Raw genomic sequence first — 24,538 nt, 5'->3', positions numbered from 1 at the left:
GAGGAGAAATCCGCCGATGTCATCCAGATGCAACGCAAACAAAGGGAGTATGTAGGTATGAAAAAAATTCTAAACAGCCTGCCGTTCAAGCTGCTGCTTGGCGTTGCGGTGGGCATCGTGCTCGGTCTGGTGGCGAACGAGGCCGTGATGAACGTGGTCGTGACGATCAAGCAGGTGCTCGGTCAAATCATCACGTTCTGTGTGCCGCTGATCGTTATCGGCTTTATTGCGCCGTCCATCACCAAGCTGGGCCACAACGCATCCCGGATGCTGGGCATTGCGCTCATTATCGCGTATGTGTCGTCGGTCGGCGCGGCGCTGATGAGCACGGCAGCCGGTTACGCACTCATTCCACACCTGTCGATCGTATCGCAGGTTGACGGCCTGCGCGAACTGCCCGAGGTACTGTTCCAGCTGGAGATTCCGGCGATCATGAACGTGATGAGTGCACTGGCGCTGTCGCTGATGGTCGGTCTGGCTATCACCTGGACCAAATCCAAGATGATGGAGTCCCTGCTTGACGAGGTGCAGAACATTGTCCTCGCCATCGTCACCAAGATCATCATCCCGATTCTGCCGTTCTTTATCGCGTCCACCTTCTGCGGTCTGGCATATGAGGGCACGATCACCAAGCAGTTTCCGGTGTTCATCAAGGTCATCATCATCGTTATGATCGGTCATTATATCTGGATGGCGCTGCTCTATGGAGTTGCGGGCGCGTACTCGGGCAAGAACCCGATCGAAGTAGTGAAGCACTACGGTCCGGCGTACATCACCGCAGTCGGCACGATGTCCTCCGCGGCGACTTTGGCAGTTGCTCTGCGCTGCGCAAAGAAATCCACGGTGCTGCGCAAGGACATGGTTAATTTCGGTATTCCGCTGTTCGCCAACATCCATCTGTGCGGCTCGGTGCTGACCGAGGTTTTCTTCGTCATGACAATCTCGCAGATTCTGTACGGCAAGATTCCGTCTGTCGGAACCATGATCCTGTTCTGCGTGCTGCTCGGCATTTTCGCCATCGGCGCACCCGGCGTGCCGGGCGGTACGGTTATGGCTTCGCTCGGTCTGATCACCGGCATCCTGCTGTTTGACGGCACCGGCACTGCGCTTATGCTGACCATCTTTGCCCTGCAGGACAGCTTCGGCACCGCCTGCAACGTCACCGGCGACGGCGCGCTGACGCTTATTCTGACCGGCTACGCGAATAAGCATCATATCGCGGAGGAAAAGCGTGAGGTTGAGGCAGCAGAAGTTCAGTAATCAAATATGAGAAAAGGAGCCTGCTTTTGCGGGCTTCTTTTTTGTATCGAGAGAAAGCAGGTGCTATGATGGGAAAAGTGCGGTGTATCGCATACGGTGCAGCGTATGCGATGGCTGTTTCGACTGCACCGAAAGCAAGCGCTGCAAAGCAAATTTGCTGCAATAATTTTCACAAAACACTTGACTTTTCCCTCCGGATTTGGTATCCTATTTAGGCAAGGTTTGATAGACCGTTGCAAATCCGGGTGTAGCGCAGCTGGTAGCGTGCTTGACTGGGGGTCAAGAGGCCGCAGGTTCAAGTCCTGTCACTCGGACCATGCAAAACCGCTTATTCGTAATGAATAGGCGGTTTTTTGTTGCTTTTGTGGCGTTTATGAATCTCGCAGACTGCATTAAAATCCAAGCTGAAACAAAACGGATGCCTCTCCATGTACAGAGAAGCATCCGTTTTTGCAATTTCAATTATTTAACGAAAAACTATAACCGCAGCACACAGCAAATCACGAAGCGACAATCACACGGATTTTTCCGCCGTTTTCCGCTGTTTTATTGGCGTATACGCGGAAGCTCGTGTAGTTGGATTTCGCCGTCTGCAGCGAAACAAACCTGTTCTGCTCCGAGATATAAACGCCGATGTTCTCTGCCAGCTCGTAATAGCCGTCCTTGGTACGGACACCGGAGGAACCGTCAAATGCAGACGACTTTACCGTGTCGATCAATGTCAGCTTGAGCGTATCCAGCGAGGTATTGACGATGCTTGCATCGGTTGAGTACCCTCTGGGAATGCCAATCGGATTGCCGTTTAAGCCGCTCGGCAGGGACGGTACACGATACTCTTTATCATCTACCATTTTCCCATCTTGCCAGTATTTCGGAACAACAGCATATGTATACGAATAATACTCTGGATGCTTACGCTGATATTCTTCCTGCTCTTCCGGCTGCATAGCTGAATATCCCGAATCAGCCGGAGGATAAAAGTTACCTTTTATCTTCTTGCCATAGCCAATACCATAAATCCAGCTTTCTCCGGTCACATCGCCCAGAACAATATTCGTAACCGTACCTGCATTATCCTGCACGGTATACTTAATCTGCGAAGCCGGAACCGAAGTCAGGTCAATATCGCTGACGTTGATCGCGTTCAGCGGTGCGCCGGAGAGCACCTCCTCATACACGCGCACCTTGGAGGAAACAGCGTTACTGCCCAGTTTGCCCTCCGCAACAGACCAGTTTCCGGCGGTCTTTCCGGAGAGCGTGCGGCGAATCAGGTCTGCCTTCTCACCGGACTGGCTGACCGTAACAAGACGACCAAGCAAACTCGAAGTAATATCTTGACCAGAAATCGGATTTATTAACGGTGTAATTTTAATATCCCGCAGGGTCAGACCGTTTGTCAGCGTGACTGTGGCCTTTCCCTCGCCAATCTTGGTTACAATGCCCTGCATCTCCGCGCTGACGTCCTTTTTCGGGTACGCAGCCGCAACATTGCCGTCCGCATCAAACAGCAGCGTGATGTAATCGTTCAGCTTCATATCCTTAAACGTTGCCGCCGCCTCGGAGGAAACCTCAAAGTCCTTTCCCAGAATCTTCACCTGAGAGGGATGGCTGTACGTTGTCGAGTCGGTCTGATATTTTCCGCTCAGCTTGGTATCCGAAACGATCGCCTGACGGTTTGCGGCATCGAGCGTCACAACATCGTACTTTTTCAGCTTGCTTGCGTCGATCTTCGCACCGTTTTTGATGATCGTATACTCCGCCGGAATCCGGCGCGAGGTCGCCAGACCGTAAACAAACGAGTGCGTGGCGCCTGCTGTCGTTTTCGGCAGGACTGCCATCAGCTGCAGCACGCCGTACTCGTTGTAGTACAGGGTCAGCGTGTCGCCGGACTGCAGGTTCGCCCATGCATTTTCGTACTCATTCATGACATGGTCGCGGCTGATATACAGCTTGGTCTTACGGTCCGGACGCAGTGTTCCGTTCGTGGTAACGATACGATCCGCTTCCGCATTGACAACCTCATAAGTTTCAGTCTTGTTGCCGTTCGGAATCACACCGACCGCAACCTTGCTGCTGCCCTTGCCGACAACGATTGTGCCATACACACCGATCATGCTGCTGTCCAGCGTACCGGCGGTCTTACGGGGAGATTCCTTATCCACAACACCGTCCTCATAGAACAATGCCGCATCTGCAGCAAGGGCGCTGTATGTTTTTCCGGTCTCAAGCAGAATGCAGTCCTTGATCGTCGAGGACGCGACCTTGTCGAGCAGTGTGCTGCCTTCTTCTCCCTTTTTATCCGTATTCAGAGCGTTCAGCAGAAGCACCGCCGCGTCTCCGCGCTTGACTGCGGCACGCGCATCCGCAATCGTGACACCGTCCGTCAGACCGATGGCCTGTGCCTGCGCGATATAGTCCGCAGGCCAGAACGGACCGACGTCCTCCTCTTTATAGCCCAGCATACGCAGCAGCATGGTGCAGACCTCACCGTAGCTGACAATCTTATTCGGGCCGAAGCTGCCGTCCGCATAGCCGCGGATGATGGACTTTTCCTTCAGCTCCGGATGGCGTACTGCCGCGTTGATATACGGCGCTGCCCAGTGCGAATGCTTAACATCCGGAAAAATCGTGTAGCTGGCATACGGACTTACATCCGTCACACCCATGGCGGTAACCGCCAGCTTGCAGAACTGCGCCCGCGTCAGCGCCTTGCCCGGCGCGAAGCTGCCGCCGCCTACGCCCTGCATGATACCCAGTGCATCCAGAACGGCGGCCGTCTGCGATACCCTGCTGTCTGAAATATCGGTAAACACCGCCGAAGCCGGTGCAACCATGATCAAGCCTGCCAGACACAGGCTTACAAATCTTTTTTTCATTTTCCTACCTGTCCTTTCCTTTTACTGCGTCCGCAGCGCATCTACCGGCTGCAGATTCGAGGCTTTATTGGCGGGATACAGTCCGAAGATGATACCCAGCAGCGCAGAAAACAGAAATGCGCCGATGACCAGTCCCGCAGAGGGCAGTACGGTGAACTGCTCCACGGTCGGCATGTAGCTGTTCTGCGTTTTTGCGAGCAGCAGATTGCCCAGCACCGCCGAAAGGAAGCAGCCGAGCACAATGCCGATCACACCTCCACAGCACGAGACCACCGAGGCCTCTACCAGAAACTGCCCGATAATATCCCGCTTTCGGGCGCCGATTGCCATACGGATACCGATCTCGCGGGTGCGCTCGGTAACAGACACCAGCATGATATTCATAATGCCGATACCGCCAACAAGCAGCGAGATTCCGGCGACACCGCCGCCGAGCAGCGCAAGCATGTTGTTGGAGGACTCGCTCTGCTCCTGCCACTGGCTGTCCGACGAAGCAGAAAAGTATCCGTTTCCCGCCTCGCAGCGGCCCTGCATAAAGCCCGGCAGAAGCTCGTCTGTCAGCTCGGTAATCGCTTCCTTGTCCGCCGCCTTCACGATATACTGGCGGTCTGCCATGCCGTATACACTCATCATCGTGCTCTGCAGCGTGTACGGCATCACAATCATCTGATCCTCTGTATTCAGCTTACCGTCATACTTGCCGGCATACACGCCGATGACCTCAAAGCCCTTGCCGCCGATCTGCAGCTTCTGCCCGATCGGACTCATCGCCCCGAAGAAATACTTGCGCAGTGTTTCTCCGATCACACAGACGCGGGCGCGCGTGCGGCAGTCCGCAGCGGAAATATCCCGTCCGGCGGAAATCGCATGACTTGTCACCTCGCCGTAATGCTCGTTGCCGAAGTACATATAGGTGTAGCCGCTGTTGCTGTCGTTGTTATCCAGCCTTTTGGCCCGGTACTGGATGCCGCTGTTCTGCCAGTCGTAATACTGGCTCTGCGGCGACCATGCAGCGATTTTGTCGGATAAATCATTCGTTATATAGTCCTCAAACTCCTGCCAATCGCGGTTTTTCGCACCGTATCCGTAAATGTCGATGCGGTTGACGCCCATCGCCTCATACTGCAGGCGCTGCAGCTTGCTCGTGCCCTGAATCGACGCCACGATAGCGATAACCGATGCCACACCGATGATGATGCCGAGCATGGTCAGAATCGAGCGAACCTTGTTGTTCAGGATGGACTTGAACGCCATACGAACCGTCTGCATCCAATTCATACGGCCCCTCCTTTCGTGTCCGAAATGATCCTGCCGTCCTGTATCGTCACGATGCGTTTTGCCATCTGTGCAAGATGGTTGTCATGCGTGATGAGGATGATGGAGGTTCCCTGCTCATTGAGTGCAGTCAGCTTGCGCATAATATCCAGACCGGAGGCAGAATCCAGATTGCCGGTCGGCTCGTCCGCCATGATGATCGGCGGCTTTGCCGCCACTGCACGCGCGATCGCAACACGCTGCTGCTGTCCGCCGGACATCTCGCCCGGACGGTGATCCATGCGCTTTTCCAGACCGACCGAGACTAACGCCTCCTGCGCCAGACGGCGGCGCTCCTCCCGCGGCATACCGCGGTAGATGAGCGGCAGCTCGACGTTTTCGAGCGCCGTCAGCGCCGGAATCAGATTAAAGCCCTGAAAGATAAACCCGATCTCCCGGTTGCGGATACCGGACAGCACGGACGGCTTCATATCGCTGACCAGCTGCCCGTTTAGATGATAAGAGCCGTAGGTCGGAATATCCAGACAGCCGAGAATGTTCATCAGCGTGGACTTGCCCGAGCCGGACTGTCCCAGAATGCACAGGAACTCCCCCCATTGCACCTGCAGCGAGATGTCATCCAGTGCACGCACTTCGTTTTCTCTTCCTTCGTTGTAAATCTTGCTCATGCGCTGAACGTCAATTAACAATTCAGCGCGGCGCTCCGTGTCAGGAGTCTGCGCGTTTCTTTCCCACATAAGCGCGCCCTCCTCAACCGACGGACATACCGGCGGACATGCCGTCACCCGACATTTCGGCATACAGATCGCTCGGACCGGCGAGGAATACCTCGGTGCCCTCTTCCAGACCGCCGAGGATTTCCGTGTTGGTCGAATCGGCAATGCCGGTCTCAACCGGTACAAGCTGATAATCCTCCGGAATACCTTCGGTACCCTCGGGAATCGGCAGGGTTTCCTCAAACGGAATCTCGTTTCCGTTCTCGTCCGTCAGCGGCTTGGCGAATACAGCTGTGCCGCTGTCCGTGTTGACGATAGCCGACGACGGTACCATCAGGCAGCCGTAGGACGAGGCCGTCGTGATTTTATATTCGATCGACATACCGCTGTAAATTTTCTGTCCCTCCAGCGGATCCACCGAAATGACCGCCTTGAAGGTCGGCATGCTGCCCTGCCCGTTACTGGAGTTCTGTGTCGGCTCCAGCGCAACCGACTGCACCTCGCCGGTCAGCGAAATCTCGGAGCCGTCCGACGCGTACATCGTCATAGTCGCCTGCTGTCCCTGCTGCACCGAGCCGATATCCATCGAGGAGACCTCGGCGTTGACGACAATATCATTCAAATCGGCAACCACAACGAGCGTCTCCGAGCCGGTCGCCTCCTGTCCTTCAACGGCGTTCAGGCTGACAACAACGCCGTCTATCGGAGAGGTAACGGTCGAGTTCTGAATCTTCTGCTGCAGTTCGGCAATATGTGCCCGCTTTTCGTCTGCAACCGTCTTTGCGCTGGCAACCGTGCGGTTTGCCGCCGCAATACCATTCTGCGCGGCTGAAATCTCATCCTGAGAAGCGTCACTCGACAGGGACATGATAAGCGCACCGCCGTTGTAGGTGCTGTAGCTTGTGCCGTTCAGCTTGATGATCTCGCCGCTTATCTGTGCGGTGACGGCTTCCTCGCGGCTGTATTCCAGTGTGCCTGCGTTCGCCGGATAGATCGCACCGAGGCGTCCGGCATTGATTGTCGCTGTGGCTGTCATGCCCTTTGTCAGCGAACCAGGGTTATTCACCGTAATGCCGACGCGAATAACGCGCACACCTTCACTCGAAATCTGCTGCGCTGTCTCGACCGACGATACCGTACCGCTCACCTCGCTCATCGCAGAAGCGATGGATACCGTGGCCGCCTGTCCGGTGCGAATGCTGCGGGCATATTCTGCGCTGAACGCCAGCGTCAGCTTCATCTGGCGGTCATTTACCATGTAGCCGATGACCTGTCCCTCGCTCACCTGCTCACCGACACGGAAGGACACATCCTTGTTGTCCGAATCCTTGGTTGGAATCAGTTTGCCGGTAAACGGCGCCGTGATGTGCAGACGGCTCAGTTTTCTCTGCGCCGCGCTCAAGTCGGACTGTGCCTTGGAGACCTCCAGCTGCGCGTCCGAGACACCGCGTTCCGCCTCGGTCAACTCCTTTTGTGCATCCGCAAGCTCCTTGCGGGTTTCGGTCGGGTCGATCACCAGCAGCGGATCGCCGGTGTGCACCTCGTCGCCCTCGGCAACCAGCACCTGTGTTACCTTGCCCTTAACCTCCCGGCCAAGCTCCTCACGTTTTTTGGCAGCAGTAACGCCGCTTCCCTCTATGTAGGTCTCCAGATCGCCGCAGCTGACCGCAGCCGTGGTTTGCGTCACATTCTCCGTGCCCGCATCGCGGGATTTCACCACAGCCCAGATGCCGCCGCCGTAATGCCGATACGCGCACCCTTGCTCAGTCTGCGCTTTTTGCGATTCATTTTGTCTGCGTATTTGTTGCGCTTGGGCGACGCCTCGGCTGCAGGCTCTGCCGCGATTTCATCCTGTACCGCAGGCACCGCCTGCGTCTGCTCTAAAGGCGATTCTTCCTGTTTTTTGTGTCTGCCGAATACCTTCTTCTCGTTTTGACTCATACTATGATGTCCTTTCTGTTCTCTATCCATTATTGATAAAGCGGCATAGCCGCCCTATTTCCACGTAAATCTGTGCTTGTAAAAGGTTAAGCATCCTAATCTGAGTGAATATGACTTTTTCAGCGGCACCTCCACTGCCGCTTCCGATCGCTGTCAGACTTTCTCGGGATTCGTTCCCCTGTCCGCATATTGCACATTTGTGCATCGGACATGTATTACCATCATATTAGCATATTGCACAAACTCTTGCAAGACGTGTTTGCTTACAATTTAGTTAAGGCAATACCGTATAATTGAACAAGAGCGATTTGCGAATAAATTTTGTGTACTGATGAGGCGCGGTTTCGCAGCAAACCTGCCGTATTGCAGGAAATCTCGGCAGCACGGACGACTGAGTGACGGGCGGAAACGATGAGTTAGAATAAACTAACCTATCTGCAGTATATACCGTAACTAATAAGGCTGTATATGTCTGTGCTTTCCTTTATTATATGAACAGAGCAGGTTTTATGCGCTGTCCAAAAGCAAATTTTCAACGCTTGTTTTCCTGTGCTGGCAAAACGCGTTTGCTTATCATATTTTCTGGCTTCCGTCACAGCATTTGCATCTCATATTTCGACCTTTGGTGCGCAACCTACTATCAGCAAAACCCAACACACCAAACCGAATCGAAAAGGAGCGAACAAACATGACTAACACGAAAAATGGTTCTAATCAGGGCATGGTACCGGAAGCACGCGCGGCAATGGATCGCTTCAAAATGGAGGCAGCTGCCGACCTTGGTGTTTATTCGCCACAAAAACTGCGGTGATTTTTGAGGTCAATAAACGCCAACGGGGGTTGGTGTTGACCTCCTTAAAAATTGACTGCTTTGTTGACTTCACGGATGGCCTCTCCGTTCATCTCGCCGATGAAGCGGTAGAAGATGCGGATACTCTGGCGGTACGAAGTCCGAGGGCTTGCAATCTTCTGACCCTTCGGTAAAATCTTCTCGCCGATTTCAATGCGCTCGATGAATGTGTGCAGGATGTCACGATCCAGCTTTTCGATATGAGAGTATCGCTTGGCAATATCAAAGAACAGTGTATAGGCATTTCGGATGCTCTGGTCTTCCGAGGTGTCCGTAAGCAGCTTCTGCCGCTGTTCCTCCAGTGCCTGCCGTTCCTTGCCAAACCGCTCCATCATTTCGTCGAGCAGGTCATCGCTCAGGTTGCCTGCGGCGTTATCCCGATAAGCCCGCTCAATCATTTTAATGATACGCTTGGACTTGGTTTCGATGTCTGCGAGCGTCTGCTCTTTATTCTCCACACCCAGTGAAGCATTCGCCTGCCGGATGGCTTCCTGCGTGATCTGCTCAATCTCTGCATCGTCAAAGGACAGCAATTCATTCAGGTCACAGCGAACGATTTCGAGCAGATCCTCATATTTGATACGTGCACCGTGCTGACAGCGGTTTATCGTGCGATTCGCCAGATTGTTGCATACCAGATACCAGTATTTCTTGCGCTCACCCTTGTAGACCGAGCCGCCGGAGCACATCGCTGCACCGCAGTGCGCACAGTATGCGATACCTCCGAAAATACTGTGTCGGAATGATGGGTTTGCTGCATTCGCCTTGGTGTTTTCGCTCAAAAAGTGTTCCGCCAAATCAAACTGCTGCTGTGTTATCAGCGGTTCATGGGTGTTTTCAGTGATGGCCCAGTCCTCGTGCGGCACAGGCAGTTTCTTCTTGGACTTGACATTGACCTTTCGCGTCTTGCCGAGAATGGTATGCCCCAGATAGACCCGATTGCGTAAAATACGCTTGACCGTCGTGTAATTCCAAAAATCAGATGCTCGTGCAGCACCGCGGTCAGTGAAGTTATCTCGAAACTCCACACGATATTTCAGCGGCGGACATATACCGTCCTCGTTAAGCTGCTTCGCAATACTGCGGCAGGATTGTCCCTCGGCCGCCAGCACGAAAATCCGCTGTACGACCGGCGCGGTGTTTTCATCCGGGACAAGCTGGTCAGTAGTGCGTTCGGCCTTGCGGTAGCCATACGGCGGGCACGCGGCGTACTTTCCCTTTTTGCGCTTCATGTCGAGCGTCTGCTTGACCTTGCGCGAGGTATCACGCAGGTAAACATCGTTCATAGCAAACTGGAACGGTGCCATCAGATTATCGCCCATAGAGTCAAAATCGTTGCCTGGTGCCAGATAGTGGATACCATGCTCCGGGAAAAAGCGTTCCGCGTAGTAGCTGGATTCGGTCATATCACGGCCCAGACGGGACAGGTCTTTGGTAATGACCGTGTTCGCTTTTCCTGCCGCCAGGTGATTGAGCATTGCCTGAAAGCCCGGGCGTTCAAAGTTGCCGCCAGAATATCCGTCATCCACGAACTCGCTCACGATGATGATGCCTTGTTTTTTACAGTAGTCCCGGATAATCTCGCGCTGGTTGGTGATACTTTCCGATTCGTTACCGTATTTCTTTTCTTCGTCAGACAGACGCAGATAGCTGTCAGCCAGCTTCAAGTGGTTCGTCATAATGTTCTCCTTTCCCGAACCACTCATTTACATACCTTTATTATATCATCTATTTGGCTGAGTGGCTAATTTTGATGCCTTGTTTGGCCGTGGTAATGATTTCCTCGACTACAACATCCTGTGGTGTTTTGCTTTGCGTGAACACCCGTTCGATCACATAGGTTGCAGGTCCTATCTGATATAAGTTTTCCTTGTCTTCCAAGTTATCACCTCTCGGATAAGTATTTCCTAAAAAGAGATTATTACTCTCTAAAATACGGTTTTATTGTAAAGTGGAGCCGCCGTATACACAGCGGCCCCGCTATTCTTCTATTGTCGGCGTTTGTACCCGTATCCTGTTCCTGATGGACTGCCTGTTGTGACAGGACACCGTATTCGGCACATTGGCACGCTCGCTCCGAAACCTCCTCTCTGAAGGTCGTGGCCTGCTTCCCCTGTGCAGTATCTAATACGGACGCTCATTTCAGTTTTCAAGGTGCAAAGGCGGAAAGGTTGAGAACAATCCTTACCAGCCTTTCACAGAGGACAACGAATTGTTATCCTCTGTGAAGGATTGGCAAGGTTATTTATCGCAGTTCAAAACGATCAAGAATGGCTTTCATCAGCTTGAATTGCAGTTCTTGGTATAGTTCTTCATCGAAGCAAGTATAGACCGTACCGCTGGCATCGTACAGTTCAAACTGGCTGAGTTTCAGCATATATCCCTGATAGTGCCGCAAAATCTTTTCAAGCGCCGTATTATCACCATTTTTCGCCTTTACGATGGTGGCCAGCGGCACACGGCGGATGATTGCCCGATTATGTTTCTGATTGTTTTTCAAGTAATTCCCTCATTTCTTTCAGTGCTTTGGTTCTGGCTGATTGTATCGTACTTCGCACGACATGAAACCGTTCGCTAATCTGTTGGTCTGTCCAATCGCAAAAATAGGCAAGCAGAACGATTTGCCGTTTTCGTCTTGAAAGCTGGCGTAATGCCTGTGCCAGTGCATCATCGGTGATATTTATTGGCAATTCTAAATCATCAAACAGGTATTGTTCCAACGGGCAGATTGGGTCGTTATGTATCGGCTCAAATAGCTGGCCGTCCGGCAGTTCCGAAAACAAAACTTCCGTTGCATGGTGTCTCTGTTCGGCTCTGTACCAGTCCCTTGCAAAATTCCGCAGGACAGTTTTGCAGAAGCTATCGAACTTGCCTTCAATGCGGGAAATGTCTTTATCAGACCATTGCATAGTCCACACCCCCTTTCCGCGCATGGCGTTGATGGGGAGGTGCTGCTTTCTGTCCTGATACTGACTAATACGATTTAGAAAAGCAGAATGCCAATCTTGCCGGTTAAATTTCAAAAAAATTTGGAGTGCAGAATATATGATTATACAATCCAAATATCATTAGACGCAGTGTGAAGATACGAAAAAAGGCAGAACGGATAATCGTTCTGCCTTTGATAAATGTTTTTTGTCATGTAATTCTGCCAATCATTTCATTGAACTGTGCCTCAGTGATGCGTTTAATTCCCAATTCGATCGCCTTTTTATTCTTTGCCGTACCAGAATCCGGTGTATTGGTGATCAGATAATCAACAGTGGGAGAAAGCGTTTCTGTCAGTGATGCACCGCAGGTCATCAAGCATTCCTTCAGCACATCTATTTTCCTGTCAGATTCTTTTCCTTATTTTTGTAGAGAGCGCTCTCTCCAAACTGGCGAAGGAAGTCTTCCGATAGCATGGGTTTACCAATCTTATAGCCTTGTAGCTTATCACATCCGAGTTTTTTCAGCAATTCGATCTGGCTGTCTGTTTCGATACCCTCTGCCACACAGCGCATATTCAAATCGTGGCACAGGTCGATAAGATGTCTGATAACAAGTTGTTCGCGGTCGATGTGTTCAGCCTTGTCGATCAAACTTTTATCAATTTTTGCAACACTGATCTGCGGGAGGTAGAGCATTTCTAGGCAGGCAGCCTCGGTGCCAAGGTCATCAATCGCTAGCGAAATACCTCGTTGTTTCACTTCATCCAACAGGCTGCACAGGGATTCCAGCTGGATGTTTTGCGAAGATTCCGTGATCTCAAAGATAAGCTGCGCCGGGTCAGCACCGGTCTCGGAGAGAATTTGATCAATCCGCTCCAGAAAGTCTGGCTCCATCAGTGTGTTGCGTGAAAAGTTCACATTGAGTACAATATCTGGCCATACAGGTTTCCATTTTTGGATCAGTTCGCAGGCTTGTCGCAGCATTGTGAAGTCCACCATAGAGATCATGTGCTCGCACTCCATGATGCTGATGAATTCCACGGGTGTATGGATATTACCATGCGGATCAATCTTGCGGACGAGAACTTCTGCACCATAAACACGGTTATACTGGATGCTGTAAAGCGGCTGTAGATACGGGATAAAGGTGCTATCCCGAAACTCCTGCAATAGTGCGTCCAGATAGCCGGGGCGACTATCTTTTAATTCGGCATTTGCGGCATAGAACTTATTCTTTGCTGTCTGCATTGCTTTCTCTGCCTTGCGAACGGCAATACCCGTATCTTCTTCTTTTCCCCATACAAAACCAAACGATGCAATGTTTTTCTCGGCAAACAGCGCCGCCTCCAGTTTTTTTGCGGCGCTCATAAAAACCTTATAATCAACATCTGGCCAGATCATAACGAACTCATCGCCGCTGATGCGGTAGATATACTGCTGTTCGATGTGCTCGTTGAGAATAGTGCAAATCTTTTGGATCACTTTGTTGCCCATGTCATGACCGAGCGTATCGTTGATCCATTTCAGCCCATTGATGTCCAAAAATCCTACGCCTACCGGAAACTCCTTTCCGCGCAAATGATCCAACATCTCGTCATAGGCCAAGCGGTTGTTTAGACCGGTCAGCGGGTCCTGATAGCTTTTTTTCGTCAGTGCTTCTGTAAGCAGCCGCTTTTGCAGCTCGTTTGCAATGATATAAGTAAGCTGCGTTAACAACGTCAGCGCATCCATGTGGCTACGGGGATTATCGATTCCAAGAAAGCCGTGCAGTTTGCCATTTATAAAAATGGGAACGGCAATAAGACTCTTGATCCCCTGCGGATGCAGGCAATCATACTCAAGGCGGTGGGTAGGATCATCCTTGAGTGCATCAACATCTCCGATAAAGATGATGGTATTCTGTTCCTGGTCCTCAAAACTATCCACCCATCGTGCTACTACATCAACGGGCACTGTCTGCAGATTCTCAATCTGCGGAGAGATACCATCTCTGCAAATTTCGTAGGTATTCCGAGTAAGATTTTCCTTCCATTGAAATTCAAATATGTAGGTACGATCCGCATCGTAATATTCGAGGATAGTCGTCAGCCCAGAGTTGACCGCTGCTGTGAAGTCATCGTTCATGACAAGGTTTTCAATACAGTCAAGCAGCTTCTTTTCCACTGACAGATCGTTCCGTGCGCTATCCAGTTCTGTGGTCTGATTCAAGTTTTTGTGAATATCCATATCTGCAATTTCCTTTGTCTATCTCTGTATCAATCAGTAAATCTTTCTTTGCGCGGAATATATGGTATCATTCTGAGAACCTTCTCCAAGCGCTCCACCAGTGGTCAAGCGCTTGGAGAAGGCTGGGGCAAATGCCCCAGCTTTCCGTGAAAAATAGGAATCGTTCGCAACATCCTTAACTCTGGCTGTGTCTTGAACGGGGAAAAACAACTCTACTCTCACTATGCCGCAAGCATGGTGAATGTATAGATATTTGCCGTCTTGGAGCAGCAGAGGGGATGTTGTCATTCTTTGAGAGCCACTGCTCCGAAAATTCCTTGTTGTATTACTGATACTGCTTCCAGTCGGGGACGCTTGTCAGCTTCGTCCAGCTTTCGCCGACTTCGCCCTGACGGTTGAAGTCATGGCTGTTCGTGGCCTCCTGCACGGCGAGATAGTGCCAGTCGGACGGCTTGTTGTCCGGCCACGTTACCATGCTGTCCAGCAGGTCGCTTTTGCTCTGCGGCATACGGCAGAGCACGCGGTTGATCATCGTCATAGCCTCAGCGCGGGTGATGCGGGCGTCGGGGCGGAACGTGCCGTCCGGATAGCCCGAAATCCAGCCGAACGCCGCCGCTCTCTCGATCTCGTTTTCCGCCCAGTGACCGGAAATGTCGGAGAAGCTGCCGCTGTTCTCGACCGTTCTGGTGCTAAAGCGCGCACAGATCGCCGCAAACTCCGCACGGGTGATCGAGGCATCGGGGTCAAAGCTGTCCGCACGGCGGCCCTTGACGATACCGAGCTTCGCCATCGTGGAAACCGCCTTGTTGTGCCACTGGCCGTCCGAAACATCGAAAAAATCGTTATCGGCGGTCAGATTTCCGTCGCGAATGTCCGCTTTGAGCAGTCTAAAGAAGATCGTTGCTGTTTCCGCGCGGCTGATATTGCCCTCCGGGTGCACCTTTCCGTCCGGATAGCCAATGACGTAGGCAAAATGGTCATCGCCGTTGAGCTTGTCCGGTACGCCGGTCGCCTCCCAGCCTGCATAGACCGTCTTGTCGCTGTTCATCGTCACGCTTGTGATCTTCTGCGTCAGCGCCTTATCCGCATACCAGCCGTTAAAGGTATAACTCTCGCGGGTCGGGGTCTTGTCAAGCGTCACCTTCGTGCCGGAAGAATAGCGCTCATCCTTGTAAGCTGTGCCGCCGTTCGACTCATAGTGCAGCGTATAGCGGGTCGAATGATGGGAGGAGGAGCTGTTTCGGGTGTTGGTAAAGGTCGCCGCTGCGGTGTCATCCTTGATGATACTGCCGCTGGCGTTGACAGACGTTGTGGTGTAGCCGTCCTTATCTGCCTCCGCCTCGGTTACGGTATAGGTGATTCCTGCAGGCAGGCCGACAGCAGTCTTGCTCTCACCGTGCTTCAGAACGAAGGTTGCGACTCCATCGGCAAAAGTCATTTCACCAAATGTGCCGTTGATGCCGGTATCGCCGAGCGTCACGGTAAAGTTGAACGCCTTGGAGGTATCTCCGTTGTTTCCGGCTACGGTCTTGGCAACGGAGAGATTGCCGTGCTCCGCCTTCCAGCGACCGTAAAGAACCGTATCCGTATTCAGAACCGTACCGTTCACATACGGCACTGTACATGTGGTATCCGTGTACCAGCCATCAAAGGTATATCCCTGGTGGGAATTCTGCTGTGCTTTCGCCGTATATGCTCTGCCGGTACGGATATAATCATTCGCAGGGGGTGTTACATCGTTGGGGTTATCCGTGCTGACCCACTGATACTGGATTTTAACAGCCGGTACGAAGGTCATCCAGTCGGTCTTTCCTGCCGCCTTGCTCTGTCCAATGGCCAGACCCTCCGGCATTTTCCAGCTCGGGACGAAAATACCGTCCGCATCGGCCGTCGCCGCCGCAGTTTCACCGCCTGCGTCCGTCGTATAACGAACAAGCTGCGTACCGATTTCGGTATTCTCTACCGTGCGATCCTCGCTGTGGATCTGAATCGGTTTTGCGGTACTTGCGCCCGTATACGGGGAAATCACATTGATATAACGGCCTTCCTTGGAAATAGAGTCGCCCGCTGTCAGATAGACATCGTTATTCGTGCTGATTTCAGCATTATTTCCCAGATTGAAGGCGGTTCCTACATAAACACCGTCACCTCTGGTCGAAAGCCGTGCTTCCTCAGTCAGAGAATTGTTATTATCCTTGATGACACCGCCTGTCATGGTATAGGTGCCGCTGTAAATGCCGCCGCCTACTTTTGCAACATTATTTTCAATAGAGCCGCCGGTCTGCTTAACAGCAGAGCCTTCGCGCAAGCATACACCGCCGCCACCCCGAAGGGCCTTGTTTTCGGAAATCGTACCGCCGGAAATCGTTACATTCGTTGCTTGATACAGAAAGACACCGCCGCCGAATTGATACGCGCTATTTCCCGTTAGCGTGCCGTCCTTGATATTCAGCTCAGTTACGCCGAAGAATGCTGCGACTGCGCCGCCGCTTCCCTTTGTAACCTTATTGCCGGAAATTTCGCCGTTGTTAATATTGATGGTAATTTTCTTACTGTACTGCGGGAAGGTGAGAACACCTCCACCGTAATCAAGCGCGGTGTTGTCACAAATGCTGCCGCCGTTCATTTCAAAAGAGGCTGGGGTAGCTGTAAACAATGTATCGCCGCCGCTTGCGTTGGCGTAGTCCGCAACATAAACACCGGCGCCGTAACTGCCCTGACCGGATGTCTTGTAGGTGCTGTTGTTGGAGATCGTGCCGCCGTTCATGACCATCGTTGAGCCGATGATCGCGACACCGCCGCCACCGTTTGCCGTATTGCCGCTGATTTCGCCGCCGTTCATGGTAAAGGTGCTGCCGTTGCCAATCAGAATGCCGCCGCCCAATTCGTAGTTGCGGTTTGTATTGTTACGAATGATTGCGCCGTCTTCCATCGTTATGTTGACGCGGTTATTCGCCAAAATACCGGAACCAAACTGAGCCGCCTTATTGTTTTGTAAAATAGCACCGCTGTTCAGCACGATAGTGCCGCCGTTCGCCGCCTTGATGATCGAGTCGGTTTCCGCAGCATGTGTTGCATCCACAGTACACTCTGCGCCATCAATCACAATGTTACTCAGTGTCAGCGAGGCAGACGCATCGGCGAGTTCGATCATATAGCCGCCGAGCCCATAGCGGTGCAGTGTCTTTCCGCCAAGGTCCCAAGTTTCCGTCCCTGTGACCCTATAAAAACTTGAAAGGCAAATATCATTGATATTCTTTTCATTTGCAAGCTCTTTTGCCTTTTCAATCGTCTGTACAGCAGTCGTTTTGCTCAGTCCGTCATTATCATCTGCGCCATGCTGCTGGTCGAGATAAATGGCGGTTTCCGGGGTGGTCGAGTCACCTGTCTCCGTGCTCTCTCCGTCTGCCGCAAAAGCAGCAGTCGGAAGCATGGTCATGAGCATTATAACCGTCAAAATACTTGCAATAATTCTTTTATTCATAATGTCCTTATCTAATATCGCTATTGTATGTCGTTTTAACTTTTTACTGATACTGCTTCCAGTCGGGGACGCTCGTCAGCTTCGTCCAGCTTTCGCCGACCTCGCCCTGACGGTTGAAGTCATGGCTGTTCGTGGCCTCCTGCACAGCGAGGTAGTGCCAGTCGGACGGCTTGTTGTCCGGCCACGTTACCATGCTGTTTAGCAGATCGCTTTCGCTCTGCGGCATACGGCAGAGTACGCGGTTGATCATGGTCATAGCCTCAGCGCGTGTGATGCGGGCATCGGGATGGAATGTGCCGTCCGGATAGCCCGAAATCCAGCCGAACGCAGCCGCTCTCTCGATCTCGTTTTCCGCCCAGTGACCGGAAATGTCGGAGAAGCTGCCGCTGTTCTCGACCGGTTTGGTGTTGAAGCGCGCGCAGATTGCCGCAAACTCCGCACGAGTGATCGAGGCATCTGGGTCAAAGCTGTCCGCACGGCGGCCCTTGACGATACCGAGCTTTGCCATCGTGGAAATCGCCTTGTTGTGCCACTGGCCATTCGTTACATCAGCAAATATATTTTCAGTGGTCAAGTTGCCATCACGCACTTCCTTCTTGAGCAGGCGGAAGAAAATCGTTGCAACTTCGGCGCGGCTGATGTTCGCGTTCGGACGGACAGTGCCATCGGAGTAACCGACTACATAGGCGTAGTGGTCATCGCCGTTGAGCATATCCGGCACAGTGGATGCCTTCCAGCCAGCATAGACGGTCTTGTCGCTGGTCATCTTGATGCTGCTGATCTTTTGAGTCAGTTCCTTATCCGCATACCAGCCGGTAAAGGTATAGCTCTCGCGTGTCGGGGTCTTATCAAGCGTCACCTTCGTGCCGGAAGAATAGCGCTCATCCTTGTAAGCCGTACCGCCGTTGGATTCGTAGTGCAGGGTGTACTTAGTAGAGCTACCGGACGAACCACCAGAGGAACTGTTGTGATTACTTTTCCACTGCGCGGTAAAGGTTAATACATTATTTTCTTGTGTCTTTTGCCAACCTACAAATGTATAACCATCACGTGTTGCATCAGGGATGGTTATCGATTTTGTAACCGTCAGCGTTTGTTGCTCGCTATTCTTGCTGTTATCCCAAACCGAATCAGGCCAATTCAGCGCACCTTCATTAGGATCTACAACAATATCTGTACCATAAGCGAGTTGATCAGTAGCTTCTTGACTTGTACTGCTATTCTTGTAAGTTACTTCAACATTAGGTAAAATTCGTTCGGTTACATAGGTTAACCATTGCTGATGGCCTGATTTCTGACTATGTCCAATCAGCAATCCGTCCTGCATATACTGACTTGGTACAAAAAGCATACTACCATCAGCATTCAACGCTGCATTCTCACCACCTGCATCGTCGGTATAGATAACAAGTGGCGTACCATCTGTAGCCGGCTCAGATTTTTGATCTTCTACACTTACATCCTGACTGGTGATATTGATTGGATTCGACTTCGTGGCACCTGTAAACGGAGCTGTAATCGTAATATAGGCACTCGGAATGTTATTCGCTGCATCAGCACCCTCCAACGCAACATCATTATTCTGGTCAATAACGACCTTGTCCTGAATCTCAAAAGTCGTACCACCAGATACATAAACACCATTGCCAGAGTTTGCAGTATTATTAGTAATTTGGGTATCACCGTCTACATGAACTGTTCCTTTTGCGAGGCAGATACCACCGCCGCAGCCATCAACAGCATCTGCTTTATTGCCGGTTACATTGCCACTATGAATCGTCGCTGTACCATAATTTATAATACCGCCGCCATGTGCAGATGCAATATTACCACTAATATCGGTACCATTGAGCACTACATTGCCTTCATCATTAGCAATACCGGCACCGCAACCATTATATGAAGAATACCGACTGTACGCATCTTTTTTTACAGCGGCATTATTTTGAATTGTAGTGCCATTTAATGTAATAGTATGCTGATCATCATCCGTATAGATACCACCTCCACATACGGCAGAGTTATTGGAGATGTTGATGGTATCATCCATTGTTGCATTTGTACCGGTAATATACATACCGCCGCCAATAAACGAACCTGTGTTACCGGTAATATTCACATCAGACATAGAAAGCGTGCAGTCTTCAATATAAAGGCCGGCACCTTGCCACCATACAACATATCCACGGTTGCTGTCTGGTTCTTTTGTAGTAGGATTGTATCCATCACCACGACAAATATTATCGGTGATATTCACACTTTTCAAGGTTAAATTCGTATCTTCAGCTAAGATGCCCACACCACGCATGGCCATATTTTTGCTAAAGGTTGAGTCAGAAATCTTGATCGTGCCCCCGCGTAGCCACACCGGACCTACACTATTAGCTGCACCATTTTCTTCGGCAGAACCGCAACCTTCAATTTTGCAGTTGGTCATGGTAACATCCGAGTTAGTACCTTCAATCTGAATCACACCGCCAATACTATTACTATTGCCCCAATATGTTGTATTGGCAACGGCGCATTCGTTCATGCTGACTTTTGAGTTTTTTGCATAAATTAGTACGCCATTATCGCCTATACAATTTGACATAGTAACATTTTGCATTGCTATAGTTGCATTAACTGCATAGATTGCACCATATCCACTACCTGCAAGAGTATAGCCAAACTTAAAATCACGAAACGACACATTAGAGAGATTCAGCGTGGTTCCACTATCAGCTTCAATCAACCCTCTGCTCTTTTTTCTTTCTGTGGAATCCAGTAATGTAATACCATTATCTGTTCCGCTAATGCTTAAGGAGGCATTGTTGGTTAACTTAAAAATCGGATTAGTAGAGTTTGCCTCAGATTGAAGCGTTCTGGTAATAGAGATGTCGCCTGCGGTCGCAGAAAGCACTACTACTTTACCATCTATATCCAACTCTGAATCAGCAGTCAAGGGTGCAGTAATATCCGCACGGAGATATTCATCGTCAGTAAGAGCAGCAACAGATGCTTTCAAATCAGCCCAATTTGATACACTTACCGTTTTCTCAGTGAGCGCAGCAACATCATCTGCTGCCAGTGCAGCCGTTGGCCATAGTCCAAGAATCAGACTAAATGTCAACAACCACGATAACACTTTTCTTTTCACATCTAATCCCCGCTTTTCTACAAATTTATTAAGTATCATTTCTGATACCGCGTCCAGTCGGGGACGCTCGTCAGCTTCGTCCAGCTTTCGCCGACCTCGCCCTGACGGTCGAAGTCATGGCTGTTCGTGGCCTCCTGTACGGCGAGATAGTGCCAGTCGGACGGCTTGTTGTCCGGCCACGTTACCATGCTGTCCAGCAGGTCGCTTTCGCTCTGCGGCATACGGCAGAGCACGCGGTTGATCATCGTCATAGCCTCAGCGCGGGTGATGCGGGCGTCGGGGTGGAATGTGCCGTCCGGATAGCCCGAAATCCAGCCGAACGCCGCCGCTCTCTCGATCTCGTTTTCCGCCCAGTGACCGGAAATGTCGGAGAAGCTGCCGTTGTTCTCGACCGGTTTGGTGTTGAAGCGCGCACAGATTGCCGCAAATTCCGCACGAGTGATCGAGGCATCGGGGTCAAAGCTGTCCGCACGGCGGCCCTTGACGATACCGAGCTTTGCCATCGTGGAAATCGCCTTGTTGTGCCACTGGCCATTCGTTACATCAGCAAATATATTTTCAGTGGTCAAGTTGCCATCACGCACTTCCTCCTTGAGCAGGCGGAAGAAAATCGTTGCAACTTCGGCGCGGCTGATGTTCGCGTTCGGACGGACAGTGCCATCGGAGTAACCGACTACATAGGCGTAGTGGTCATCGCCGTTGAGCATATCCGGCACAGTGGATGCCTTCCAGCCAGCATAGACGGTCTTGTCGCTGGTCATCTTGATGCTGCTGATCTTTTGAGTCAGTTCCTTATCCGCATACCAGCCGGTGAAGGTATAACTCTCGCGGGTCGGGGTCTTATCGAGCGTCACTTTCGTGCCGGAAGAATAGCGCTCATCCTTGTAAGCCGTGCCGCCGTTCGACTCATAGTGCAGCGTATAGCGGGTCGAATGATGGGATGAGGAACTGTTCTTTGCCCACTGTGCGGTATAAACGGCATTGTTCGTTACCGTTGCGGCTACGGACGGCTCCCAGCCGGTAAAGGTATATCCACTGCGGGTCGGCGTTCCGCCGGTGAAAGCCGGGGTGGGTGTTCCACGGCGCAGGTCGCTGGTCACCTCATCCGCAAAGCTGGCGCCGCCGATACCGTCTGTGTAGGTAACAGAATACTTTTGGATCGCTCCGTACAGAACAAGGCTCTTCGCCTGAGAAGAAGTTCCCGTTTTTGCCGTATAATCAGTATCTGTAATAATTTCCTTATGGTTGTGTGTAAAATGCGACAGATACGGCTCGGCATCTGCTACGCTATAGGTTTCTGTGCCATAAGTAATCGCACCGGGGGCAACAACTACTCTGCCGTCCAAGGATTCACTATCAAAAGAAGTCAACTCGTAATCGTTCATCGTATCCGATGCGCCGACCAAAGCTACAAAACGGTTGGTGGAAATTCCTCCGCTTGTATCAAAGCGGCAGCCGATACGAATATCGCCGCTGATGTTGGCTTTTGTGCCGTCAAGATAGAGGCTGCCATCCTGATAAACTGCGTTTCCGTAATAGCTTCGCTCCGAAGCATCATCATAGTGGGGGTATCCCTCAGTTGCCTTATTATTCTGAATGGTACCGCCCAGCAGATAAGCAGCGGCATTGGGATTTGCACCGCTGTTGCCGGAACGGATTGACAGACCTCCGCCATAACCGGCTTCATTCTCTCGGATGCTGCCTCCGGTCATAAACATCTGGTCGCCATGGGCAGAGAGATACACACCGCCACCGGCAGAGTTTGCTTTGTTGCCGGAAATCATGCCGCCGCTCATTGTAAGCGTGTCGGTATAATTCTGCGCATTATTGCCGAACAGGCAGATAGCGCCGCCATAGTTGCGGGCGATATTGTCCTTGATCTGAGCATTGCCAGACAACTGAATGCTGGTATTGCCATGCCAATAATTGTCGGCTGCATACGCCGAGACGGCACCACCGTAACCTGCCTTGTTGTTGGAGATCGTACCGCCAGACATGACAAATGTGTTCGTCAGGTTTCCTGTATTGGGTGTACCGATAATAGAAATCGCACCGCCAAAGGCGCTGACATCGCTGGTAGCCGCATTTCCACTGATCGTACCTCCACGCATGGTCAGTTTGGCAGGAGCGTCATAAGATGTAGCATAGTCTGCTCGGCAAGCGCGGATCATAATTGCGCCGCCGTGTGCGCTGGCGGAACGATCAACGCCGTTGATCTCGTAAATGTCACCAACGGCAGTATTGTTGCTGATCTCGCCACCGTTGATCGCCATTTCGCCACTGAGATAGACAGCACCACCCCATTCGGCAGAACAGCCGGTGATACTGGAACCATCCTCCATCGTCAGTTTGGCGCCGTTATCTACAACGATGCCGCCACCGCAGTCGCTGGTACCAGTCGTTTCATCCTGATTGATTGCTCGGCCATTGCGAACAGTCGCACCATCTGCAAGGATAAGCTGACTGCCAGGGCAAACACGCAGGCAGCGAATATCCTGGGCTTCTGCATCTACCGTCAGATTTCGCAGCGTAATATTCGTCTGTGTGCTTGTACCACTTTCGGCACCGATTTCAATCATATAGAGGTTATTGGTTGTGACACCATCCCAACTATATTTGATCGTAGGTGCAGCTTCTCCGGCATTACCCACCAGCGTGATTGACTTATCACCTGACAAGACGGTTTCACTCGGCAAAACTATGTCTGAAAGCAGGCAGATGGTATCTCCGTCAGCTGCCTTCGTAAATGCTGCACCAATTGTTTTTAGGGGTGCGCTCTCATCGCCGGCGGCTGAATCATCGCCGTTTTCGGATACATAGATAACTGTACCGCTGCTTGTACCGCTGCTTGTTCCGGGAGCCGCAGCAGCCAGCGCAGCAGTCGGAAGCATGGTCATGAGCAGACTTACTGTCAACAGCCATGACAATAATTTCGTTTTCACATCAAATGCTCCTTTACATATAGTAATACCTGCCAAGGCAATATCCTGACAGGTTTCTAATCTTGCGCGGCAGTTCTTTCGTCCGCCGCATTGATGCTGTGCTGTCCTCCTTCCGTGCAATGGCAGTTACAAGATGTCAAAAGGTGTACTTTTTGGCAGCTCAACTGCTTATATTTTTTCTCTATTATAGCACTGTTGCATAGGAATTACTACCATTAAATAATATCTTACCCAATATAAACCTCAACTAACAAAAAAGTACACATTCTTGTAAAAAATACATTTCTTACGATAACTTGGCGTTTTGATAGATTTTTGCTCGATAACGAAATGTAGAGATCGGCATCCCACATTCTTTAGCTGCTGCGGTCCCGGTAATTTCACCGTGTTTCCAGCGTTGATAGACGGTGCGGAAATTAGGTGGCAATGGTTTTGGCACTCTTCCAAACCGTACACCTCTCGCTTTTGCAGCCGCGATACCTTCCGCTTGCCGCTGGCGGATATTAATACGTTCGTTTTCCGCAACAAAGGACAACACTTGTAATACGATATCGCTGAGGAAGGTTCCCATCAGATCCTTTCCTCGCCGGGTGTCTAGCAGTGGCATATCCAGCACGACAATATCAACGGCTTTCTCTTTCGTCAGAATACGCCATTGCTCCTGAATTTCGTTATAATTGCGTCCAAGTCGGTCAATGCTCTTGATGTAAAGCAAATCGTCTTTTTTCAGTCGCTTTATCAGTTTTTTGTAGCGCGGTCGTTCAAAATCCTTGCCGGATTGTTTATCAATAAAAATATTCTTTCTCGGCACTTGTAATTCGTTCATTGCGATAAGTTGCCTATCCTCATTTTGTTCCCGCGTGGAAACACGGACATATGCGTAGATTTCTGCGATGATT

General features: G+C 51.2%; 17 protein-coding genes and 1 tRNA gene. 3 read left to right on the top strand and 15 right to left on the bottom strand.

The window, feature by feature from the left end; all coding sequences use genetic code 11:
- Nucleotides 1–57: 57 nt before the first annotated feature.
- Both DWZ82_RS06120 and DWZ82_RS06115 read left to right on the top strand, forming a co-directional pair.
- Complete coding sequence (locus tag DWZ82_RS06120; RefSeq protein ID WP_117751173.1) at nucleotides 58–1,260, top strand: dicarboxylate/amino acid:cation symporter; 1,203 nt, start codon at nucleotides 58–60, stop codon at nucleotides 1,258–1,260.
- Nucleotides 1,261–1,501: 241 nt separating this feature from the next.
- Nucleotides 1,502–1,577, top strand: a tRNA-Pro gene (locus DWZ82_RS06115).
- A gap of 183 nt (nucleotides 1,578–1,760) precedes the next feature.
- Here DWZ82_RS06115 and DWZ82_RS06110 read toward each other — a convergent pair.
- From DWZ82_RS06110 to DWZ82_RS06090, 5 genes are read right to left on the bottom strand one after another with little or no spacing between them, the layout of a single operon-like run.
- A complete protein-coding gene (locus DWZ82_RS06110) occupies nucleotides 1,761–4,136 on the bottom strand; it encodes an S-layer homology domain-containing protein (RefSeq protein WP_118479555.1) in 2,376 nt (791 codons plus the stop codon).
- A 21-nt stretch (nucleotides 4,137–4,157) separates the two neighbouring features.
- Nucleotides 4,158–5,414, bottom strand: a complete 1,257-nt coding sequence (locus DWZ82_RS06105) for an ABC transporter permease (RefSeq protein ID WP_118479553.1) — start codon at nucleotides 5,412–5,414, stop codon at nucleotides 4,158–4,160.
- Nucleotides 5,411–6,148, bottom strand: a complete 738-nt coding sequence (locus DWZ82_RS06100; RefSeq protein WP_117490400.1) for an ABC transporter ATP-binding protein — start codon at nucleotides 6,146–6,148, stop codon at nucleotides 5,411–5,413. The genes DWZ82_RS06105 and DWZ82_RS06100 overlap by 4 nt, the downstream gene beginning before the upstream one ends.
- A 13-nt stretch (nucleotides 6,149–6,161) precedes the next feature.
- Complete coding sequence (locus tag DWZ82_RS06095; RefSeq protein WP_118479551.1) at nucleotides 6,162–7,847, bottom strand: efflux RND transporter periplasmic adaptor subunit; 1,686 nt, start codon at nucleotides 7,845–7,847, stop codon at nucleotides 6,162–6,164.
- Complete coding sequence (locus DWZ82_RS06090; RefSeq protein WP_118479549.1) at nucleotides 7,841–8,068, bottom strand: hypothetical protein; 228 nt, start codon at nucleotides 8,066–8,068, stop codon at nucleotides 7,841–7,843. The genes DWZ82_RS06095 and DWZ82_RS06090 overlap by 7 nt, the downstream gene beginning before the upstream one ends.
- Nucleotides 8,069–8,756: 688 nt before the next feature.
- Between DWZ82_RS06090 and DWZ82_RS06085 the strand changes: the two genes are divergently transcribed.
- Nucleotides 8,757–8,879 carry a small, acid-soluble spore protein, alpha/beta type gene (locus tag DWZ82_RS06085; protein ID WP_118479547.1) on the top strand — a complete coding sequence of 41 codons (123 nt, stop codon included), beginning with the start codon at nucleotides 8,757–8,759 and terminating at the stop codon, nucleotides 8,877–8,879.
- Nucleotides 8,880–8,923: 44 nt separating this feature from the next.
- On the opposite strand, the gene DWZ82_RS06080 is transcribed toward DWZ82_RS06085, so the two are convergent.
- The 10 genes from DWZ82_RS06080 to DWZ82_RS06040 all read right to left on the bottom strand — a co-directional run bounded on the left by DWZ82_RS06080 (nucleotide 8,924) and on the right by DWZ82_RS06040 (nucleotide 24,465).
- Nucleotides 8,924–10,597: a recombinase family protein gene (locus tag DWZ82_RS06080; RefSeq protein ID WP_158575109.1), complete on the bottom strand. Its 1,674-nt coding sequence runs from the start codon at nucleotides 10,595–10,597 to the stop codon at nucleotides 8,924–8,926.
- A gap of 49 nt (nucleotides 10,598–10,646) precedes the next feature.
- Entirely contained in the window at nucleotides 10,647–10,799 is a 153-nt protein-coding gene (locus DWZ82_RS15130; RefSeq protein WP_158575108.1) for a hypothetical protein, read from the bottom strand.
- Between the two features lie 364 nt (nucleotides 10,800–11,163).
- Complete coding sequence (locus DWZ82_RS06075) at nucleotides 11,164–11,418, bottom strand: helix-turn-helix domain-containing protein (protein ID WP_118479543.1); 255 nt, start codon at nucleotides 11,416–11,418, stop codon at nucleotides 11,164–11,166.
- Nucleotides 11,396–11,827 (bottom strand): sigma-70 family RNA polymerase sigma factor, encoded by a 432-nt coding sequence (locus DWZ82_RS06070; RefSeq protein ID WP_158575107.1) that lies wholly within the window; start codon nucleotides 11,825–11,827, stop codon nucleotides 11,396–11,398. The genes DWZ82_RS06075 and DWZ82_RS06070 overlap by 23 nt, the downstream gene beginning before the upstream one ends.
- Before the next feature lie 229 nt (nucleotides 11,828–12,056).
- Entirely contained in the window at nucleotides 12,057–12,239 is a 183-nt protein-coding gene (locus tag DWZ82_RS06065) for a BRCT domain-containing protein (protein ID WP_117490412.1), read from the bottom strand.
- 2 nt (nucleotides 12,240–12,241) lie between these two features.
- Nucleotides 12,242–14,074, bottom strand: a complete 1,833-nt coding sequence (locus DWZ82_RS06060) for a sensor domain-containing diguanylate cyclase (RefSeq protein ID WP_118479539.1) — start codon at nucleotides 14,072–14,074, stop codon at nucleotides 12,242–12,244.
- Between the two features lie 325 nt (nucleotides 14,075–14,399).
- Nucleotides 14,400–17,558, bottom strand: a complete 3,159-nt coding sequence (locus DWZ82_RS06055; RefSeq protein WP_118479537.1) for an S-layer homology domain-containing protein — start codon at nucleotides 17,556–17,558, stop codon at nucleotides 14,400–14,402.
- 43 nt (nucleotides 17,559–17,601) lie between these two features.
- Nucleotides 17,602–20,736, bottom strand: coding sequence for an S-layer homology domain-containing protein (locus DWZ82_RS06050; RefSeq protein WP_118479535.1), 3,135 nt, complete (start codon nucleotides 20,734–20,736; stop codon nucleotides 17,602–17,604).
- Complete coding sequence (locus DWZ82_RS06045) at nucleotides 20,733–23,639, bottom strand: S-layer homology domain-containing protein (protein WP_147356910.1); 2,907 nt, start codon at nucleotides 23,637–23,639, stop codon at nucleotides 20,733–20,735. Before DWZ82_RS06045 ends, DWZ82_RS06050 begins: the two co-directional genes overlap by 4 nt.
- A gap of 286 nt (nucleotides 23,640–23,925) precedes the next feature.
- A complete protein-coding gene (locus DWZ82_RS06040) occupies nucleotides 23,926–24,465 on the bottom strand; it encodes a recombinase family protein (protein ID WP_243022894.1) in 540 nt (179 codons plus the stop codon).
- Nucleotides 24,466–24,538 lie beyond the last annotated feature (73 nt).

The organism is Butyricicoccus sp. AF35-5AC, from assembly GCF_003477715.1.
Classification (GTDB): domain Bacteria; phylum Bacillota; class Clostridia; order Oscillospirales; family Butyricicoccaceae; genus Agathobaculum; species Agathobaculum butyriciproducens.
The sequence above is the reverse complement of the archived record's forward strand: the minus strand, read 5'-3'. Positions and strand labels throughout refer to the sequence as shown.

What these genes read in the sequence shown, in the direction of transcription:
- DWZ82_RS06070 (WP_158575107.1), bottom strand. Translation starts at nt 11,827, where the DNA reads ATGCAATGGTCTGATAAAGACATTTCCCGCATTGAAGGCAAGTTCGAT.
- DWZ82_RS06060 (WP_118479539.1), bottom strand. Translation starts at nt 14,074, where the DNA reads ATGGATATTCACAAAAACTTGAATCAGACCACAGAACTGGATAGCGCA.
- DWZ82_RS06055 (WP_118479537.1), bottom strand. Translation starts at nt 17,558, where the DNA reads ATGAATAAAAGAATTATTGCAAGTATTTTGACGGTTATAATGCTCATG.
- DWZ82_RS06110 (WP_118479555.1), bottom strand. Translation starts at nt 4,136, where the DNA reads ATGAAAAAAAGATTTGTAAGCCTGTGTCTGGCAGGCTTGATCATGGTT.
- DWZ82_RS06080 (WP_158575109.1), bottom strand. Translation starts at nt 10,597, where the DNA reads ATGACGAACCACTTGAAGCTGGCTGACAGCTATCTGCGTCTGTCTGAC.
- DWZ82_RS06090 (WP_118479549.1), bottom strand. Translation starts at nt 8,068, where the DNA reads ATGAGTCAAAACGAGAAGAAGGTATTCGGCAGACACAAAAAACAGGAA.
- DWZ82_RS06050 (WP_118479535.1), bottom strand. Translation starts at nt 20,736, where the DNA reads ATGATACTTAATAAATTTGTAGAAAAGCGGGGATTAGATGTGAAAAGA.
- DWZ82_RS06120 (WP_117751173.1), top strand. Translation starts at nt 58, where the DNA reads ATGAAAAAAATTCTAAACAGCCTGCCGTTCAAGCTGCTGCTTGGCGTT.
- DWZ82_RS06100 (WP_117490400.1), bottom strand. Translation starts at nt 6,148, where the DNA reads ATGTGGGAAAGAAACGCGCAGACTCCTGACACGGAGCGCCGCGCTGAA.
- DWZ82_RS06040 (WP_243022894.1), bottom strand. Translation starts at nt 24,465, where the DNA reads ATGAACGAATTACAAGTGCCGAGAAAGAATATTTTTATTGATAAACAA.
- DWZ82_RS06105 (WP_118479553.1), bottom strand. Translation starts at nt 5,414, where the DNA reads ATGAATTGGATGCAGACGGTTCGTATGGCGTTCAAGTCCATCCTGAAC.
- DWZ82_RS06085 (WP_118479547.1), top strand. Translation starts at nt 8,757, where the DNA reads ATGACTAACACGAAAAATGGTTCTAATCAGGGCATGGTACCGGAAGCA.